At 70.8% G+C, this 18,449-nt stretch carries 13 protein-coding genes and 1 pseudogene; 8 read left to right on the forward strand and 6 right to left on the reverse strand.

Annotated features, from left to right (window positions below):
* The first annotated feature begins 6 nt into the window (after positions 1–6).
* Both AB0F77_RS31700 and AB0F77_RS31705 read left to right on the forward strand, forming a co-directional pair.
* The gene (locus AB0F77_RS31700) at positions 7–444 is read left to right on the forward strand and encodes a DUF6069 family protein (RefSeq protein ID WP_361955114.1); all 438 of its coding nucleotides are present in this window, start codon (positions 7–9) and stop codon (positions 442–444) included.
* Between the two features lie 82 nt (positions 445–526).
* On the forward strand, positions 527–793 hold the full coding sequence (locus AB0F77_RS31705) for a hypothetical protein (RefSeq protein ID WP_361955115.1): 267 nt from the start codon (positions 527–529) through the stop codon (positions 791–793).
* A 268-nt stretch (positions 794–1,061) separates the two neighbouring features.
* Here the strand turns inward: AB0F77_RS31705 and AB0F77_RS31710 are convergent, their stop codons facing one another.
* Positions 1,062–1,718, reverse strand: coding sequence for a response regulator transcription factor (locus AB0F77_RS31710; protein ID WP_361955116.1), 657 nt, complete (start codon positions 1,716–1,718; stop codon positions 1,062–1,064).
* Between the two features lie 533 nt (positions 1,719–2,251).
* On the opposite strand from AB0F77_RS31710, the gene AB0F77_RS31715 reads away from it, so the two are divergent.
* Together AB0F77_RS31715 and AB0F77_RS31720 are read left to right on the forward strand one after the other, a co-directional pair.
* The gene (locus AB0F77_RS31715; protein WP_361955117.1) at positions 2,252–4,147 is read left to right on the forward strand and encodes a 2-oxoacid:acceptor oxidoreductase subunit alpha; all 1,896 of its coding nucleotides are present in this window, start codon (positions 2,252–2,254) and stop codon (positions 4,145–4,147) included.
* A 58-nt stretch (positions 4,148–4,205) separates the two neighbouring features.
* Positions 4,206–5,204 (forward strand): annotated as a pseudogene (locus tag AB0F77_RS31720) (2-oxoacid:ferredoxin oxidoreductase subunit beta); the annotation flags it as partial.
* A gap of 404 nt (positions 5,205–5,608) precedes the next feature.
* Here AB0F77_RS31720 and AB0F77_RS31725 read toward each other — a convergent pair.
* On the reverse strand, positions 5,609–5,968 hold the full coding sequence (locus AB0F77_RS31725) for a helix-turn-helix domain-containing protein (protein ID WP_361955118.1): 360 nt from the start codon (positions 5,966–5,968) through the stop codon (positions 5,609–5,611).
* A gap of 392 nt (positions 5,969–6,360) precedes the next feature.
* On the opposite strand from AB0F77_RS31725, the gene AB0F77_RS31730 reads away from it, so the two are divergent.
* Positions 6,361–7,245 carry an NAD(P)-binding domain-containing protein gene (locus tag AB0F77_RS31730; RefSeq protein WP_361955119.1) on the forward strand — a complete coding sequence of 295 codons (885 nt, stop codon included), beginning with the start codon at positions 6,361–6,363 and terminating at the stop codon, positions 7,243–7,245.
* Between the two features lie 305 nt (positions 7,246–7,550).
* Positions 7,551–8,729: an acyl-CoA dehydrogenase family protein gene (locus AB0F77_RS31735; RefSeq protein WP_361955120.1), complete on the forward strand. Its 1,179-nt coding sequence runs from the start codon at positions 7,551–7,553 to the stop codon at positions 8,727–8,729.
* A gap of 71 nt (positions 8,730–8,800) precedes the next feature.
* On the opposite strand, the gene AB0F77_RS31740 is transcribed toward AB0F77_RS31735, so the two are convergent.
* Positions 8,801–10,228: an NAD(P)/FAD-dependent oxidoreductase gene (locus AB0F77_RS31740; protein WP_361955121.1), complete on the reverse strand. Its 1,428-nt coding sequence runs from the start codon at positions 10,226–10,228 to the stop codon at positions 8,801–8,803.
* Between the two features lie 440 nt (positions 10,229–10,668).
* On the opposite strand from AB0F77_RS31740, the gene AB0F77_RS31745 reads away from it, so the two are divergent.
* The gene (locus AB0F77_RS31745) at positions 10,669–11,541 is read left to right on the forward strand and encodes an NAD(P)-binding domain-containing protein (RefSeq protein ID WP_361955122.1); all 873 of its coding nucleotides are present in this window, start codon (positions 10,669–10,671) and stop codon (positions 11,539–11,541) included.
* A 46-nt stretch (positions 11,542–11,587) separates the two neighbouring features.
* Here AB0F77_RS31745 and AB0F77_RS31750 read toward each other — a convergent pair whose 3' ends face one another.
* The 3 genes from AB0F77_RS31750 to AB0F77_RS31760 all read right to left on the reverse strand — a co-directional run bounded on the left by AB0F77_RS31750 (position 11,588) and on the right by AB0F77_RS31760 (position 13,847).
* A complete protein-coding gene (locus AB0F77_RS31750) occupies positions 11,588–12,763 on the reverse strand; it encodes an acyl-CoA dehydrogenase family protein (protein ID WP_361955123.1) in 1,176 nt (391 codons plus the stop codon).
* Between the two features lie 240 nt (positions 12,764–13,003).
* Positions 13,004–13,420: a nuclear transport factor 2 family protein gene (locus AB0F77_RS31755; protein ID WP_361955124.1), complete on the reverse strand. Its 417-nt coding sequence runs from the start codon at positions 13,418–13,420 to the stop codon at positions 13,004–13,006.
* A gap of 49 nt (positions 13,421–13,469) precedes the next feature.
* The gene (locus tag AB0F77_RS31760) at positions 13,470–13,847 is read right to left on the reverse strand and encodes a DUF4440 domain-containing protein (protein WP_361955125.1); all 378 of its coding nucleotides are present in this window, start codon (positions 13,845–13,847) and stop codon (positions 13,470–13,472) included.
* Between the two features lie 313 nt (positions 13,848–14,160).
* Between AB0F77_RS31760 and AB0F77_RS31765 the strand changes: the two genes are divergently transcribed.
* Positions 14,161–18,405 (forward strand): beta-ketoacyl synthase N-terminal-like domain-containing protein, encoded by a 4,245-nt coding sequence (locus tag AB0F77_RS31765; protein WP_361955148.1) that lies wholly within the window; start codon positions 14,161–14,163, stop codon positions 18,403–18,405.
* Positions 18,406–18,449: the final 44 nt, after the last annotated feature.

An 18,449-nucleotide genomic window follows, 5' to 3' on the forward strand; every position in this document is an offset into this window, starting at 1 on the left:
GGCCCCATGACCAGCAACAACCCCGCTGCCGACCAGACCGTTCCGGCACGACGCGCACTGCCCGTGTGGCAGGCCGTGGCGGGGGCCGCCGCCCTCGCCGTGATCGTCGACCTGATCGTCCTGTTCATCGGTGACGCCGCCGGCGCCTCACTGGTCCTGGAACTCAACGGCAAGCCCGACGAGATCGGCGCCGGTGACGTGATCTTCATTTCGCTGGCCGCGCCGGTGATCGGCATCGCGGCCACCGTGCTCCTGGCACGCTGGAAGCCGGTGTTCCTCCGGGTGGGTCAGTACGTGGGCGGCGCGGTGGCGGTGCTCAGCGCCCTCGGTCCGATCACCCTGGAGACCGACGGTGCCACCGCCGGCACGCTGATCACGATGCACCTCTTCGTCGGCCTCGTCACGGTGGCCGCGCTGGAAATAATCCGCCGGTCGCGCGTCTGACCGGCACACAGGGTTCGTTCCGGCGGCCCTCGGGAACCCGGCCGGGTTCCCGAGGGCCGTCGGCGTCTTCGGAGGAAAATCCATGACAGCAGGGGGCATCGACGCGGCCGGCGTCTCCCGGCCGGCGACCGGGCACTCGTGGCGCATCACCAGTGGCTCTCCCACGGCCGAGGAGGTCGCCGCGGTCGCGGTGGCGCTCTCCACCGTGCTCGCCGCACGCGCCTCACGGGGGCGGGAGACGGGTCCGGGTTCCCCGTCAGGGGCCCGCTGGTCGCCGTTCGCGGCCGGGCACGGGGCGGCCACGTCATGGGCCGCCAGCTCCCGGCCCGGCTGGCGCGGTGCGGCATGAGGCCGGCCCGGCCCGCGCGGCACACGGACGCCCTGCGGGGGGCCACGCCGACGCGTGGATGATCCCGGCGGTTGGATGATCCCGTCGGCAATTCCACGACGGGTTCCGGGAGGGGGCGACCCGGCCGGTCACCATTGACCGGTCGGGCCAGAATTCACATCCTGTTCCAGGAATTTCTCGCGGCTGGTACGTCCTGGAACATCAGGTGAATCCTTCGCGGGCGACGATCATCATTCCGAATTCCCCAGGTGACCGTCACGACAAAGGATCAGGCATGTCCCAGGCGGAAACCGACACCGCGGGCCGTGACGATCCAGCCGCTCGATCCGAGCTTGCTCCGCAAACTGCTGACATGCGTGTCAATAGTGCGCCCCGGCGCCGACCGGGAGTCCTTCCAGACCTGCGCCATTATCTGCCGGCGGGTGACGACACTGTCCGGGTGCGAGGCCAGCAGATACAGCAGATCGAATTCCTTGCGCGTGACCTCCACGGGCCTGCCGTGCAGGCTGATCTGCCGGGCGCGGGGATCGATTCCGAGCGAACCCACGGTGATGGTCTCCCCGGCGGAGACCGGCTCGTGCGAGGCCCTGCGCAGGACCGCCTCGATACGGGCGATCAGTTCGGCCAGGCTGTAGGGCTTGGTCACGTAGTCGTCCGACCCGGCGCGCAGGCTCAGCACCCGGTCCAGCTCCGAGTCGCGGGCCGTGACCACGATGATCGGCACGTCACAGACGGACCGGATGCTGCGGCAGAGCTCGACCCCGTCGAGGTCGGGCAGGTCCAGGTCGACGAGCAACAGGTCGACGCTGCGGAACCGCTGTAACGCCTGCGCCCCGGTCGGCACGCTCTCCGCCTGGAACCCGTGCCGGTACAGATTGCGGATCAGGGCCTTCGCGACCTGGGGCTCGCTGTCGACGGAGAGCACCCGCACCCCCTTGCGAGCCCGCCCCGTCCCGGGCCCGGCCGGCGCACCCCGCACGGCCTGCCCAGGCGAAATACCCGTCTCCACTAACCTTACGAATTGATGCCCCATCCGTGAAATCCCCCTATATTCATCCGGTTGAAGCGTGCTTCGCGCCAATCAATAGAAGGTCTTCCCGAAGGATACAGACCGCACAGCCGATCCGTCAAAGATCAATTATTGACACTGCGTAGACAAAGGAAATAGGAAACGCTGCTGAAACAGTGAAGAATTGCGGAAACATCATTTACAAGGCGGCTCGCCGAACGGCGACCGACACAGCGGTTCATGATCTCCCAATACATCGTACACAGGCACGCGTACGACGTATACGTGCGCCATCTCACCCGACACGGACAGCGAAGCGCTTGACCGCTGCCCAGAAGAGCACGCTATCGACATGTTTTTGCTAAGAAACAGGGACGAATCGGCGGCCTTCCGGCCGACACGCCCACCGGGTCGTGCTTGACACCATCCTGAGGAAAGGGAACGTGAACATGGCCTCAGCACGCGCTGCGGGCGCCCGGGCACCGGGACCGAAGGACGTCCGCCGGCTGAACCGGGTGGTCATCAGGTTCGCGGGGGACTCCGGGGACGGGATGCAGCTCACCGGTGACCGGTTCACCGCCGGGACGGCGTCGTTCGGCAACGATCTGTCGACGCTGCCCGACTTCCCCGCCGAGATCCGCGCGCCCGCCGGCACCCTGCCCGGAGTGTCGTCGTTCCAGCTGCACTTCGCCGACCACGACATCCTCACCCCCGGCGACGCGCCCGACGTCTTGGTGGCGATGAACCCGGCCGCCCTGAAGGCGAACACCGGCGACCTGCCGCGCGGTGCGGAGATCATCGTCGACGCGGACGAATTCACCGGACGGGCGCTGCGGAGGGCCGGGTACGGCGCCTCCCCGCTGGAGGACGGCTCGCTGGACGGCTACCGCCTCCACGCGGTGCCGCTGACCACGCTGACGGCAGAGGCGCTGGGCGGTTTCGGGCTGTCCCGCAAGGAGGCCGGGCGCAGCAGGAACATGTTCGCGCTGGGGCTGCTGAGCTGGATGTACAACCGGCCTCCCGAAGGCCCGGAGAAGTTCCTGACGGCGAAGTTCGCCGGGAGGCCCTCGGTCGCGGCGGCGAACATCACCGCGTTCCGGGCGGGCTGGAACTTCGGCGAGACCACCGAGGACTTCGCCGTCTCCTACGAGGTCGCCCCGGCGACCGCGGCGTTCCCGCCCGGCGTCTACCGCAACGTCTCCGGCAACCAGGCGCTGTCCCACGGTCTGATCGCGGCGTCCCGGCAGGCGGATCTGCCGCTGTTCCTGGGCTCGTACCCGATCACCCCGGCCTCGGACATCCTGCACGAGCTCAGCAGGCACAAGAACTTCGGCGTCCGCACCTTCCAGGCCGAGGACGAGATCGCGGGCATCGGGGCGGCGCTCGGCGCGGCCTTCGGCGGCTCGCTGGCGGTGACCACCACCAGCGGCCCCGGTGTGGCACTGAAGTCGGAGACGATCGGGCTGGCGGTCTCCATGGAGCTGCCGCTGGTGATCGTCGACGTCCAGCGGGGCGGGCCGTCCACCGGTCTGCCGACCAAGACCGAGCAGGCGGACCTGCTCCAGGCGATGTTCGGACGCAACGGCGAGGCGCCGGTCCCGGTCGTCGCCCCGCGCGCCCCCGCGGACTGCTTCGACGCCGCCCTGGAGGCGGCCCGGATCGCGCTGACGTACCGGACCCCGGTCTTCCTCCTGTCGGACGGCTACCTGGCCAACGGCTCGGAACCCTGGCGGATCCCGGCCCCGGACGAACTCCCTGATCTGCGGGTGCCGTTCGCGCGGGGCCCCAACCACGTCCTGGCCGACGGCAGCGAGGTCTTCCGGCCGTACGCACGCGACCCGGGCACCCTCGCCCGCCCCTGGGCGGTCCCCGGCACGCCCGGCCTCGAGCACCGCGTCGGCGGGATCGAGAAGGAGGACGGCACGGGGAACATCTCCTACGACCCGGCCAACCACGACCTCATGGTCCGCACCCGCCAGGCCAAGGTCGACGGCATCGACGTCCCCGGCACCGCGGTCGACGATCCGCACGGGGCGAGCGGCCTGGTGCTGGGCTGGGGCTCCACCTACGGGCCCGTCACGGCAGCGGTGCGCCGGCTGCGGGCGGCCGGAGTCTTCGTCGCACAGGCCCATCTGCGCCATCTCAACCCGTTCCCGGCCGACCTCGGCGAGGTGCTCGCCCGGTACGAGCGGGTCGTGGTGCCCGAGATGAACCTGGGACAGCTGGCGCTGCTGCTGCGCGCGAGGTACCTGATCGACGTGCGGTCCATCACCCAGGTCAACGGCATGCCGTTCAAGGCGGACCAACTGGCACGCGCACTGCGGGAGGCGCTTCGTGAGGACTGAACCCGAGCCCCGGAGGGCTGAACCCGGGCTCCGGAGGGCTGAACCCGGGCTCCGGGCGAAGGACTTCAGGTCCGACCAGGAAGTGCGCTGGTGCCCCGGCTGCGGTGACTACGCGATCCTGGCGGCCGTCCAGGGCTTCCTGCCGGAACTGGGCCTGGCCAGGGAGAACATCGTCTTCGTGTCGGGCATCGGCTGCTCCTCCCGCTTCCCGTACTACATGAACACCTACGGCATGCACTCCATCCACGGACGGGCGTCGGCGATCGCGACGGGGCTGGCCACCTCCCGGCGGGACCTGAGCGTGTGGGTGGTCACGGGCGACGGCGACGCGCTGTCCATCGGCGGCAACCACCTGATCCACGCCCTGCGGCGGAACGTGAACCTGAAGATCCTGCTGTTCAACAACCGGATCTACGGCCTCACCAAGGGGCAGTACTCGCCCACCTCCGAGCTCGGCAAGATCACCAAGTCGACGCCGATGGGCTCGCTGGACACGCCCTTCAACCCGGTGTCGCTGGCGCTCGGCGCGGAGGCGTCGTTCGTGGCACGGACCGTCGACTCCGAGCGCGAGCACCTCACGGAGGTGCTGCGTCGGGCGGCCGCCCATCCCGGCACGGCGCTGGTCGAGATCTACCAGAACTGCAACATCTTCAACGACGGTGCCTTCGACGCCCTGAAGGACCGGCGGTCGGCGGGCGAGACGGTGATCCGGCTGGAGCACGGCCGGCCGGTCCGGTTCGGGGCGGACCATGCGTGGGGCGTGGTCCGCGAACCGGCGACCGGTGAGCTGCGGGTCGTCGCGGTGGCCCCGGGGAACGAGGCGGCCGTCCTGGTCCACGACGCGCACGCCGCGTCCCCGGCCACCGCCTTCGCCCTCTCCCGCCTCGCCGATCCGGAGACCCTCCACCACACCCCGATCGGGGTCTTCCGCTCGGTCGAACGGCCCGTCTACGACGCCCTGATGGCCGGGCAGCTCGACACGGCCGTCGAACGGCACGGCGAGGGCGACCTGGCCGCGCTGCTCGCGGGCGGCGACACCTGGACCGTCACCGGCTGACCGTACTCGGGCGGTCAGGTGCCGTCGGCGGCGGTGACTTCGACGGCGGAGCCGAGTGGGACGCCCTTCGCGGCGGCTTCCCCGGCGGGGACGCGGTCCGCGCTCTGCGCCACGACGATGCGGAGTGGAAACGGCTGCGGCCGTTCCTGCCTGTCGGCAATGGGCAGGGCCCGTCCGCGATGTGCGGACGGGCCCTGTGATCGAGCGCCGGGCAGGCCTTGCACCTGCATTTCCCCGCAGGAAGCGGGGCGTCTTTCCTTGGACCACCAACGCAGCTCCGGTCGAAGGGAGTTATTGCGACCGGCTCAAGATCCACTATAGCGCATGCGGTTACGGTTCGCTTCCGCCTCACGACAAGGGGCGGGCATGTGGTCACCGTTGTGGTGGTGACTGGGGCCTGAGGGTCAGGCCAGGGCGCCGGTCGTGGTCACCGCGTGGGGGGCTTCGTCGGTCTCGGCCATGTACTGCTCGCCCCAGTCGGCCAGGGGCAGCAGGGTGAGGAAGAGGGCCGTGCCGAGTTCGGTGAGGCCGTATTCGACCTTCAGTGGTACCTCGTGGTGTACTTCGCGGTACACGATTCCAGCGGCCTCCAACTCCCTGAGCCGCTGTACGAGCATCTTCTCGCTGATGCCTTTCAGGGATTGGCGGAGTTGCCCGAAACGCCGTGGGCAGACGCGCAGTTCCCAGAGGATCAAGGCTTTCCACTTGCCCCCGACGACATCCATCGCTGCGTCCAAGCCACAGATGTACGGCCCCTTCGTCATACACGGCTCCCTACTCCGCAGTTCATCACCGGTGAGCAGGGACAACGGTATCGCACGGGCCTGGAGCCCCGTCTTCCCGCAGGTGGGCAGGCCGGCCCCGGGGTCCGGGTGGCGCCGGGCGCCGGCCGGTGCGGTGGCGGGCGGCGCGTCGAATGACTTCCGTGGGCCGTTTCCGGCCATTGTGGAGTGCCGGGGCTCCGCCTTTCCCGAGCAGCGGAAAGACGAGCGGGTTCCTTCTTGCTTACCAGTTGGTTACCACGCACCAGAAAGTGCGTACTTGTCACTCGGGAATGCATGGACCAGCCTGTATCCGGGGGCACTTCGGGGCGCGTTCACGCGTCCTCTTCGTGGTGCCCCACGAGCGTTACGCACTCACGAATGGGATTTTTCTGATGGCGGTTGAGAATCGAACCCCGGTCACCGTGATCGGTCTGGGCCTCATGGGCCAGGCCCTCGCCGGGGCCTTCCTCAAGGCGGGTCACCCCACGACGGTGTGGAACCGGTCCGCGGACAAGGCGGCCGGCCTGGTGGAGCAGGGTGCCGTGCTCGCCGCTTCCGCCGGTGAGGCGGTCGAGGCCAGTTCCCTGGTGGTCGTGTGCGTGACCGACTACGACGTCGTCCGCAGCCTGCTGCGTCCCCTGGCCGCCGAGCTCGTCGGCAGGACGATCGTCAACCTGACCTCCGGTGACTCCGAGACGGCCCGTGACACGGCCACGTGGGCCGCCGGGATCGGCGCCGAGTACCTCGACGGCGCGATCATGGCGATCCCGCCGATCATCGGTACGCCGGACGCCGTGCTCCTGTACGGCGGTTCCGCGGAGACCTACGGCCGTGTCGAGCCCGCCCTGAAGGCGCTCGGTGCCGGTACGACCCACCTGGGTGAGGACCACGGTCTCGCGTCGCTGTACGACGTGGCGCTGCTCGGTGTCATGTGGGGGGTGCTCAACAGCTTCCTCCACGGTGTCGCGCTCCTGGGGGCCGCCGACGTCAAGGCGTCGACGTTCGCGCCGTTCGCGAACAACTGGATCGGGGCCGTGACCAACTTCGTGACGGCGTACGCCGGTCAGATCGACTCGGGTGACTTCACCGCCCACGACGCGACCATCGACACGCACTACGCGACGATGATCCACCTGATCCACGAGAGCGAGAGCACCGGTGTCAGCGCCGAACTGCCCTCCTTCGTCAAGGCGTTGACCGACCGTGCGATCGCGGCCGGCCAGGGTGGCCTGAGCTACGCCGCGATGATCGAGCAGTTCAGGAAGTCGGCGCAGTGAGTCTGCGGCACGGCCGGTAGGTCGCCTGAAGGACGCGTGGCCCCGGGAAGCTGTCGGTCCCGGGGCCACGGCCGGTCCGTCCCCACGTCCCTCCATGTCCCGCACGTCCTCCACGTCCCGCACCGGAAAGCGAATTCATGTGCCGAGTGTTTTCACCGTGCCGGGTGAATATGAGAACCGGCTGTGAATGACCGGGCAATTCCGGGAGGGTTACTGGTACATGGACATGCGGAACCGGAGAATTCCTTTCCCATGCTAGCCTCGGCGCGGATTCCGATGAAAACCGAAAGGACGAGGGAGACGTCATGGTCGACGGCGAAATCAGGGCGGAGCTCGTGCTGGATGCCGTGAAAGGAATCGTCCCCGCGTTGCGGGCCAATGGCCTGCAGGCCGAGGAACGCGGATGGATTCCGGACGAGAATATCGCACTGATGGATAAGGCGGACGTTTTCCGGGTCGCCGTTCCGGCCGAGTTCGGCGGTGCCGATCTTCCGGTCGCGGCCCAGGTGCGGGTCGTCAGCGAGATCGCGCGGGGCTGTGGGTCCACCGGGTGGGTGGCGTGTGCCTGGGTCTCCAGTGCCTGGATCGCCACGCAGTACCCGGACAAGGCCCAGAAGGAGGTCTTCGCCGGCGGTTCGGTCCGGATCTCCGGTGGTTTCACGCCCACCGGGACGGCCGTGGAGACGGAGGGCGGTTACGTCCTCAACGGCAGCTGGCGCTTCAACACCGGTGTGCGGGGCGCGGACTGGAACATCTACGCGGCGATGCTGGAGTCGGGGCAGGACGAGCCCCGGGAGATCTTCGCCATCGTCCCGGTGTCCGACGTCAAGATCGCCGACGACTGGGAGGTGACCTCGGCGTCCGGCACCGGCAGCGTCACCACCACGGTGGAGGACCTGTTCGTCCCGGCCCACCGGGTGGTCGACGGGATCGAGGTCCTGGAGGGCACGGTCGGCGGGCGGTCCAACGGCGGTGCCACCGGGCGCAACTACGGGCTGACGGCCTATGTGATGGCGCTGTCCGTCCCCGTCTTCATCGGTCTCGCCCGGCACGCGCTCGATCTCACGCTGGAGCGTGTGCCGGGCAAGGCGCTCGCGTACACGCACTGGAGCGACCAGAGCCTGCACCCGCACACCCAGATCCAGGTCGGTCTGGCGGCCAACAAGATCCACGCCGCCGAGGCGCTGTCGGCCGACTGGTGCCGCCGTATGCAGCAGGCGGCGGACGAGGGCGTCCAGTTGTCGCTGGAGGACCGGGCTGAGCTGCGGGGGCGGATGGGGTACGCGGTCCAGTTGGCCAAGGAGGCGGTGGACACCCTGCACGCGGTGAGCAGTGCCTCGGTGATCGCCCGTACCGCGCCGTTCCAGCGTGTCTACCGCGACATCCAGGGGCTGTATCTGCACGGTCTGATGAATCCGCTCAGCAGCCTCGAGGTGCACGGGCGGGTGCTGCTCGGCCTCGAACCGGACAACGACTACCTGTGATCCCGGCCGGTGGTGACGCGCTCCGGTTCTCCGGCGTGCGCGTCACCACCTCAGTGCCGGCCCCGCACGGATCAGGCGGCCGCGATCTGTGCGGCCGCCCTGATGCCCGACTCGATCGCCCCGTCGATGTATCCGCTCCAGCCGTTGGCCATGTCCGCACTGGCGAAGGCGAGTCGGCCGCTGGGCTTGAGCAGGTCGGGGTAGAGGGTGGTCAGCTGGCCCGGCTTCCGGAAGGCCCAGCCGCCGCGGGCGAACGGGTCGCTGCCCCACCGCTGGGCCTTGACGGCGAGCACCTCCATGTCCGCTCCCAGTTGTTTGACGGCGGCGGTGACCCGGGAGAAGTTGGTCGGGTCGAAGGACGGGTCCGTGCTGAACGCGGTGTAGAGCTGGCCCGTGGAGGTCGGCTTGTCGGGGAGCAGCATGGTGATCGGCGATCCGCCCTCCGCGCCCTGGGCGTAGAACCTGCCCTGCGAGCTGCGGCCGTGGATCCAGAGCTTGGTGCCGGTCTTCACGCCGATGCCCTGGGAGGTGGCCGTGGTGTGGGCCGCCGGCAGTGCGGGGGAGAACGTGATCGTCTGCCAGACGTTGACCGGTACGGCGACGACGACCGCCGGTGCGGTGAAGATCGTTCCGGAGCGGGTGGTGACGCTGTAGGTGGTGCCGCTCAGGGCGATCCTGGAGACCGGGGAGTTCAGGACGACGGTCGGCTGGGTGGCGTTGAGCATGGCGTTGAGCAGGCCCACCGTGCCGGTGGACATGCGGTACTTCATGGTCTCGTTCCAGCCGTCGTTGTTCCAGCCGGACAGCGCCCACCACTGGGCGAGCATCGTGAGGGCGCCGGTGGCGCTGGAGCCGCCCGAGTACACCGCGGTCTGGCCGTTGACCATGAGTTCCTGCTCGCGGCTGAGCCCCATCTGGTCGAGGCGGTCGCGCAGTGAGAGCTTGTCGAGGCTCTTCAGCAGGTCCAGGCGGTGCAGGGGTTCGAAGGGGCGCTCGAAGTACTGCTGGGAACCGTCGAAGATCCTCTCGTAGACGGAGCCCATCAGTCCGAAGCCCTCGCCGGGGGCGAACTCGGCGGGACCGGAGGGGGTGGGGAAGAAGGCCCGTTCCGGGTCGGCGTCGGGGACCAGGGCGATGCCGTACCGCGTGAGTTCGGCTCCCACGTGCGGCTGGGTGGTCTCCACCCAGGTGCCGCCCATCTCGATCTGCTTGCCGGCGAGGGTGTCGGTCCAGGTGCGGCCGCCGATGCGGTCCCGGGCTTCCACGATGAGGACCCGGCGGCCCTGAAGCCGCAGTTCACGGGCGGCGGTGATGCCCGCGTAGCCGGCGCCGACGACGATGACGTCGTAGTTGTCGGCGGCAGCGGCTCGGGCGGGGGCGAAGATCTCCGACGCCGTGAGGGTCAGGGCGGTGGCGGCGGTGAGGCCCGCGCCCGCGCGTATGACCGACCGGCGGGATATCTCTCGGGAGAGCCCGGGTCCTGCGGTGTTTCGTCGCACTGTTATGCCTGCTGCTTTCCTTGAGTGAGGTCCCCGAATACCGGGCATCGACATGCCGTTCCAGTACGGCCGGTGGGCAGTTCGAACACGACTGATTCCGGTCGCATCTGACGAATTCGGAAGGAGGACGCCGCTGACCCTAGTCGACCCCATCCTGTCCTCACTCACGCGCCGGTAACGGAGCGATCCTCGCCGGATCGGCTTTCCGTCCGGTCCGAAACCTGGCGTTTACACAAGGCGCCGAATTGGTCTTCGGAATGCCACTCTCCGGTCAATGGGCCTGTTCCGGCGGTGTCGTGGCGGAACCGGCCGGGACATGCCGGTCGGGGCGTGTGCGGTGGTCGTCGGGATGGTTTTTTCACCGAGTGGAGCACTCGCCCAATAAACTCATTAGAGCGTGTATTCCAGATTGCGCCACAGGCCATCGGAGGTCCCCCGCTATGAGCTGCAACCGGTCTGTCACCCTCGTCGGGCTCGGCCCCATGGGCCGGGCCATGGCCGCCGTCCTCCTCGACGGCGGCCATGACGTCACCCTGTGGAACCGCACCGCGTCCCGGGCCGACGGCCTCGTGGCCCGCGGGGCCGTCCTGGCCGGCGACGTCGTGGACGCCGTCCTCGCCAACGAGTTGGTGATCCTGAGCCTGACCGACTACGACGCCGTGCACGCCGTCCTGGAACCGGCGTCCGACGTGCTCGCGGGCCGCGTCTTCGTCAATCTCAGCTCCGACACCCCGGAGCGGACGCGGGCCGGTTCCCGCTGGATCACCGAGCGGGGCGGGGTGCACCTCACGGGCGGGGTGACCGTTCCGCCGGCGGGCATCGGCGATCCCGGTTCGAAGACCTTCTACAGCGGGCCGCGGGCCGCGTTCGACCGGCACCGGGAGAGCCTCGAAATGCTCACCGGCACCGACTTCCTCGGTGAGGAGCCCGGTCTCGCCGCGCTCATGTACCAGATCGGGATGGCGATGTTCTGGCCGTCCATGCTCAGTTACTGGCAGGCGATCGCGCTCGCCGACGCCAACGGCCTGAAGGCGGCGGACATCCTGCCGCACGCCCAGGACACCATGCTCGCCCTGCCGCGGTTCCTCGGCTTCTACGCCGAGCGCATCGACGCCGGCAACCACAGCGGCGACGTCGACCGTCTGACGATGGGGCTGGCGAGCGTGGAGCACGTGCTGCGCACCATCGACGACGCGGGCGTGGACACCTCGTTCCAGTCCGCGGCGGTGTGCCTGTTCCGCCAGGCCGTGGACGCCGGTCACGCGGCCGACAGCTTCTCCAGCGTCGTCGAGTTGCTCAAGGCGTCCGGGTAGCCGCGGGAGGCGGGTCCCCGGTGGGAGGGGGCCCGCGGTGGACGGCTCAGAGGTAGTCGGTGCCCGGGTCGAGGCCGAGGACGACGCGGCCGTACGCCTCCAGGGAGCTGGTCGGCGTCAGCAGCCCGTGCAGGGACAGCGCGGCGATGTCGCGGAACGCCCGCTGGAAGTCGTTGCCGCGCATGATGGTGGAGGCGGAGCTGACGTCGTACAGCATGTCCACCACCGCCTTGGTGGCCTCCACCACGTAGCCGACCTGGCCCCGCACCGCCGCCTTCTCCTCGGCGGTCAGTTTCTCGCTGCGGTCGGCGCGTTCCTGGATGACCCGCAGCCAGTCCCGGGACAGCGCCTCGCAGGCGGCGAGCCGGGCGGCCGCGCGGCCCACCGTGATCTGGGTGTACGGGTGTTCGCGCTGGTCGGTCCAGTGGGTGTAGGCGATGGCCTTGCCCGCGGCGCGCTCGACGAACAGCTCAAGGGCGGAGCGCGCGACGCCCAGGTACACCGGGGCGCAGGTGGCGAGGACGTAGCTCAGCAGGTTGTAGTTGCGGCCCTTGGCGTCGGCGTTCCAGCGGTCCTTGGTGGAGGCGTCGTAGACCGAGGTGTCGACGACGCGGTGCGCCGGGACGAACACGTCCCGCACCGTGCAGGTGGCGCTGCCGGTGCCGACGGCCCCGAACACGTCCCAGTCGTCCGCGACGACGACGTCCTCGGTCGGCACCAGCGCGAAGAGTTCCTCCCGGCGGCCGTCGGGGTGTTCGGCCATGGCGGCGCAGATGTTCCACTGCGCGCCGAGCACACCGGTGTTGAACCGCCAGCTGCCGTCGAGCCGGTAGCCGCCCGCCACCGGGGTGAGCGTCCCGGACGGGGTGAAGCCGCCGGAGATCCGCACGGAGCCGTCCGCGAAGACCTCTTCCTGGGTACGGTCCGGATAGAGGCTCGCGATCCAGGCGCTGGAGACCCACACCATGGCCACCCAGCCGGTCGAGGCACAGCCGCGGGAGATGGCGTCGATGATCTCGGCCTGCTCGGCCACCGGCAGGTCGAGGCCGCCGAACCGTTCGGGCACGGCCGCGCGGAAGACCCCGGCCTTCTCCAGCAGTTCGACGTTCTCGTCGACCAGCCAGCGCCGCTCCTCGGATTCCGCGCCGTTGCGTCGGAGGACCGGCACGATGTCGCGTACCGCGTCCAGAACGTCGTGCGCTCCCGTGCCGAGCGGGGTCATTCCGCCTCCATACCGAACGTCCTGTTTCCGCGCGCACGGCCTGGCCCGCTTGCGGCGCCTCCACCGTAGGAGCGCCCGGGAATCGGCCGTCCATTCGTCGGCAACCAACCGCCCACCGGCCGACATCCGCACCCGCACCCGCACCCGCATCCGCACCCGCATCCGCGCGGACATGCGTGCACCCCGGGCCGTCGGGGGGATCGGCCCGGGGTGCACGCGGGGACGCCGCGGGCGTCGGTGTCACTCGGGGAGCAGGCTCCCCGCGACCGGCCGGTCGATGGCCATGAGCCACCGGCCGTCGTCGCCCCGGCGCAGCACGTCCGTGCAGTTGCCCTCCAGGTGCATCGGCCGGCCGTCCTGGTCCGTGCCGTCGATGACGAAGCGCACGCCGATCAGGGCGACGTCGCCGGCCACCCAGGAATGGGTGACCTCTGCCTGGAGCTTGGGGTTGGTGGCCAGGAACTCCTTGAAGAATTCCCGGCGTTCGGCGCCGGTGAGGGGCGTGCCGGAGAAGTTCGAGATGGCGTCCGCGCGGTAGAGCTTGTCGAACAGTTCGCCGTCGCCCAGGTTGAACACCTGCAGGAAGATCTCGTTCTGCGTGTCGGTGACGTCGGTCAGGTCCGGCTTGTCGAAGTCGATGTCGACGGTAAGGCCCATGGCTGGGAAACCTCCGGTGTGAACTCGTCGTTGGGGCGGGCGGTGCGGTTCAGCCCTGGCCGTACGGGTCGTCGATGGCGTAGCGCCAGTTGCCGTCCGTGCCGCGGCGCAGGACGTCGAGGCCGATGCCCTGGAGGTGTTCGGCGTTGCCCTGGTCGTCGGTGGTGTCGATGGTCCAGTCGACGACGAGGAGAGCGGTGTCGCCCGTCACGAACGACTGCCGGGGAACCGCCGTCATCCGCGGCCCGCGGGAAAGGAATTCGCGGACGGAGTCGACACGGGCCTGTCCGGTCAGCGGCTGCCCCGGCTCCCAGACGGCGACGGCCTCCTCGGTGTACATGGCATTGACCGCGTCCACATCACCGGCGTTGAACGCGTCGACATAGAGGGCGGTGTGCTTTTCGACTTCGTTGGTCAGTTGCACCATGTTCGTTGTTTCCTTCTCTCACGCGGTGACCGTGCCACTCCTATTTCCGCTGCTCCTGTCGGGAGGCTAACGAGAGGCCGACAACCGGGCGTCCACTGCGAGGTAATCGACGAGCGCGGGATCGGCGTCTCCGCTGAATTACTGGGGCGTGCTCGGCCCGTCATTATGATCGGCACCCGGTCCGGCGAGAACCGCAAAAGCGGACCCAGGACGGATTTCGTCGATGCGTACCGCCGGAATGCACGGGAAAGGCCGATCTCACCTTGCCCGCCCGGCGTCGGAACACATACTTCACACCGGGGAGTTGAGCACCATGGCGGGCGAGGAGAAACTGCGCGACTACCTCAGGCGAGCCATCGCGGATGCCCGTGAGGCGCGTGCCCGGGTGCGGGAGCTGGAGGGCGACCGGGAGCCGATCGCCGTCGTCGGCATGGCGTGCCGTTTCCCCGGTGGTGTCGACTCCCCCGACGACCTGTGGCGGCTGGTCGTGGACGGCGTCGACGCCGTGACGCCGTTCCCGGACAACCGGGGCTGGGACCTGGAGGGGCTGTACGACCCGGACGCGGAGCGTGAGGGCACCAGTTACAGCCGTGAGGGCGGCTTCCTGCACGACGCGGACGCCTTCGACCCGGCGTTCTTCGACATGTCGCCCCGCGAGGCGTCGACGACCGATCCGCAGCAGCGGCTGCTGCTCGAGACGGCGTGGGAGGCGCTGGAGCGGGCCGGCATCGCGCCGCGCGCTCTGCACGGGAGCCGTACCGCCGTCTTCACCGGGGTCATGTACAACGACTACGGGTCCCGGCCCGGGTTGCCGGCCCGGAACGCGCAGGGGTATCTGTTCAGCGGGAGCGCGGGCAGCATCGCCTCGGGGCGGGTGGCCTACACGTTCGGGTTCGAGGGCCCGGCCGTCTCGGTGGACACCGCCTGCTCGTCCTCCCTGGTCGCCATGCACCTGGCCGCACAGGCACTGCGCGCCGGCGAGTGCACCCTCGCGCTCGCCGGGGGCGCGACCGTCATGGCGACGCCGGTGGCGTTCACCGAGTTCTCGCGGTTGCGGGGGCTGGCATCCGACGGGCGCATCAAGTCGTTCTCCGCCACCGCCGACGGGACGTCCTGGTCCGAGGGTGTCGGTGTGCTGGTCCTCGAACGGCTCTCCGACGCCCGGCGCAACGGCCATCCCGTCCTCGCCCTCCTGCGCGGCTCCGCCGTGAACCAGGACGGCGCCAGCAACGGACTGACCGCGCCCAACGGTCCTGCCCAGGAGCGCGTCATCCGGCAGGCGCTCACCGACGCCGGGCTGCGGCCCGCCGAGATCGACGCCGTCGAGGCCCATGGCACCGGCACCCGCCTCGGCGACCCCATCGAAGCGACGGCGCTCCTCAACACGTACGGTCAGGACCGGCCCGCCGAGCGGCCGTTGCTGCTCGGGTCGCTGAAGTCCAACATCGGGCACACGCAGGCGGCGGCCGGCGTGGGCGGGGTCATCAAGATGGTGCAGGCCATGCGCCACGGCCTCCTCCCCCGCACCCTCCACGTCGACCGGCCCACCCCCCTCGTCGACTGGGACTCCGGCTCCGTACGGCTCCTGACGCAGCAGCACGACTGGCCCGACACCGGGCAGCCCCGCCGCGCCGCGGTCTCCGCGTTCGGCTTCGGGGGGACCAACGCCCATGTGATCCTGGAACAGGCGCCCGTCGCCGGGGACGTACCGGACGGCGAGCCCGCTCCGGCTTCGGTGTCCGTGCCTGCGCCTGCGCCTGCCGTGCTGCCCTGGCTGCTGTCCGCGAAGTCGGAGACCGCCCTGCGCGGCCAGGCCCGACGCCTGCTCGCCCACCTCGACGACCACCCCGGACACGCCCCCGGGCACCACCTCGACCTCGCCCACTCCCTCGCCACCACCCGTACCGTCTTCCGGCACCGGGCGGTGGTGCTCGTGGCGGACCACGACGGCCTGGTCGCGGGCGCGCGGGCGCTGGCTGCGGGCGAGGGAGCGCCCGGGGTGGCCCGGGGCGAGGCGGGCTCCGGCAGGACGGCCTGGCTGTTCACCGGGCAGGGCGCGCAGCGCCCGGGCATGGGGCGCGAACTGTACGAGGCGTTCCCCGCGTACGCCCGTGCCTTCGACGCCGTCGCCGCCGCCTTCGGACCGCACCTCGAACGGCCGTTGGCCGAGACCCTGCGGACCGGTCAGGGCCTCGACGAGACGGTCGACGCCCAGCCCGCGCTGTTCGCCGTGGAGGTGGCGCTGTTCCGGCTGCTGGAGTCCTTCGGCGCGGCGCCCGACTTCGTGGCAGGACACTCCATCGGGGAGCTCGCCGCGGCCCATGTCGCCGGTGTCCTCGACCTCGCCGACGCGGCCGCCCTGGTCGCCGCCCGGGGCCGCCTCATGCAGGCCGCCCGGCCGGGCGGGGCCATGATCGCCGTACAGGCCGACGAGGACACGGTCGCGGCGCTGCTGGACGGGTACGCCGACCGCCTCGCGGTGGCCGCCGTCAACGGGCCGCGCTCGGTGGTGCTGGCGGGTGACACCGAGGCCGCCGAGGCCGTGGCGGAGCGGCTGCGCGCGGACGGCCGGCGCACCACCCGGCTGACGGTCAGCCATGCCTTCCACTCGCCGCACATGGACGGTGTCCTGGACGGCTTCCGGCGGGTCGCGGTCGGGCTGACCTATCACGAGCCCTCGACCGCCGCCGTGTCGACGGTCACCGGTACGGCCGTCGCCCCGGGGCAGTGGTCGTCGCCCGAGTACTGGGTGGAGCAGATCCGGCGGCCGGTCCGCTTCCTGGACGCGGTGCGCACCCTGGAGGCGGCGGGGGTGACCACCTTCCTGGAGGTGGGCCCGGACAACGTGTGCGCCGCGATGGCGCTCGACTGCCTCGCCGAGCCGGCGGGCGGCACGGCGGTGGCCGCGCTGCGCCGGGGCCGGCCGGAGGTGCCGGAGACGCTGTCCGCGCTGGCCGGGGTGTTCGTCCGGGGTGCGGCCGTGGACTGGGGTGCCCTGTTCGACGGCACCGGGGCGCGGACGGTGGAGCTGCCGACCTACGCCTTCGACGACACGCGCCACTGGCTGGAGCCCGTGGCCGGCGGTACGGACGGGGCGGCGGGGCCGGACGCGGGCCATCCGCTGCTGGGTCCGGCGACGGCCGTCGCCGGAGCGGGCGACGTGCTGTTCACCCGGCGGGTCTCCGCGCGCGGCGGGTCGTCGGTGCCGCGGCACCACGTGTTCGGTACGGACGTCGTGACGGCCTCCGCGCTCGTCGAGCTCGCCCTGCGCGCCGCCGACGAGACGGGCTGCGGCGGCATCGGCGAACTGCGGCTGCTGTCTCCGCTGGCGTGGCCCGCCGACGGCAGTGTCGAGATACAGGTCCGGGCACTGCTGCCGGGGCCGGACGACAGGCGTGAACTGAGCGTGCACTCCCGGCCGGTGGCCGCGGCCCACGCCCAGGCGCCCGATGCTCCGTGGACCCTGCACGCGGACGGGTTCCTCCTGCCGGTTCCCGCGCACGGAGAGACCGGTACCGCGCACGAGGAGACGGACCCGGTGCGCGGGGAGACGGACACGGTGCCCGGCGCCGTGCCCTGGTCGCCGGTCGGGGGCGAGGTCCGGTTGCCCGGGGAGGCGGTCGAGGAGGCCGAGCTGTACGGCGTGCACCCGCGTCTGATCGACGCGGCGCTGCGGTCCCTGCCGCACCGGCCCGCCGCGGACCACGTCCCGGTGCCGGTGCTGTGGCGGGGTGTGCGGCTGCACTCCGTCGGGGCCACCGTGGTGCGTGCCGAGGTCACCGGGGCGGACCCGGACACGGTGGCGCTGCGGCTGACCGATCCGGCGGGGCAGCCCGTGCTCACGGTGGACTCGGTCGGGTTCGGCGACGTACCGGCCGAGGAGTTCCACGCCGCGCGGCGCGGGGCGGGCGCCCCGGCCCCGGCCCGGGACGCGGGGCAGCCGGTGGCGGTGGGCGGGGCCGGGCCGGACCGGCCCCGGGCGCGGGCGCGGGCCGCAGGGGACGACGTCGTGCCGTGGGCCGACCGGCTGGCCCGGCTGCCGGAGTCCGAGCGCAGGCGCCGGGCCCTGGAACTGGTGCGTGCCGAGGTGGCCGCCGTGCTGGGGCACGCCTCCGTGGACACGGTGGAGGCGGAACGGCCGTTCCAGGAGCTGGGCTTCGACTCGGTGACGGCGGTCGAGCTGCGCAACCGGCTCGGTTCCGCCGCCGGGACGACGCTGCCCGCCACCGCCGTCTTCGACCACCCGACGCCGGCCGCGCTCGCCGCCCTGCTGGCCGAACGGTCGGCGCCCGCTCCGGGCGGCCGGGAGGCGGGGGCGCTCGGGGACGGTCTCGACCGGCTGGAGACCCTGCTGGCCGCTCCGCCGGACGACCCGGCGCAGCGCGCGGAGATCGCCGAGCGGCTCCGGGCCCTGGCGGCCGCGCTGCACGCCCCGGACGGCCCGGGGGACACGGTGGCCGCCGAGGTCGAGGTGGACGTGTCGGCGGCGATCGACGCCGCCTCGGCCGACGAACTCTTCTCCTTCATCGACTCCCGACTCGGCCGGTCCGCGCACTGACCGCGTCGCCGAGCCCACTCCACGTACGCCGAGGAGAATCGATC

The sequence above is a fragment of the Streptomyces sp. NPDC026672 genome (assembly GCF_040638185.1).
Taxonomy (GTDB): domain Bacteria; phylum Actinomycetota; class Actinomycetes; order Streptomycetales; family Streptomycetaceae; genus Streptomyces.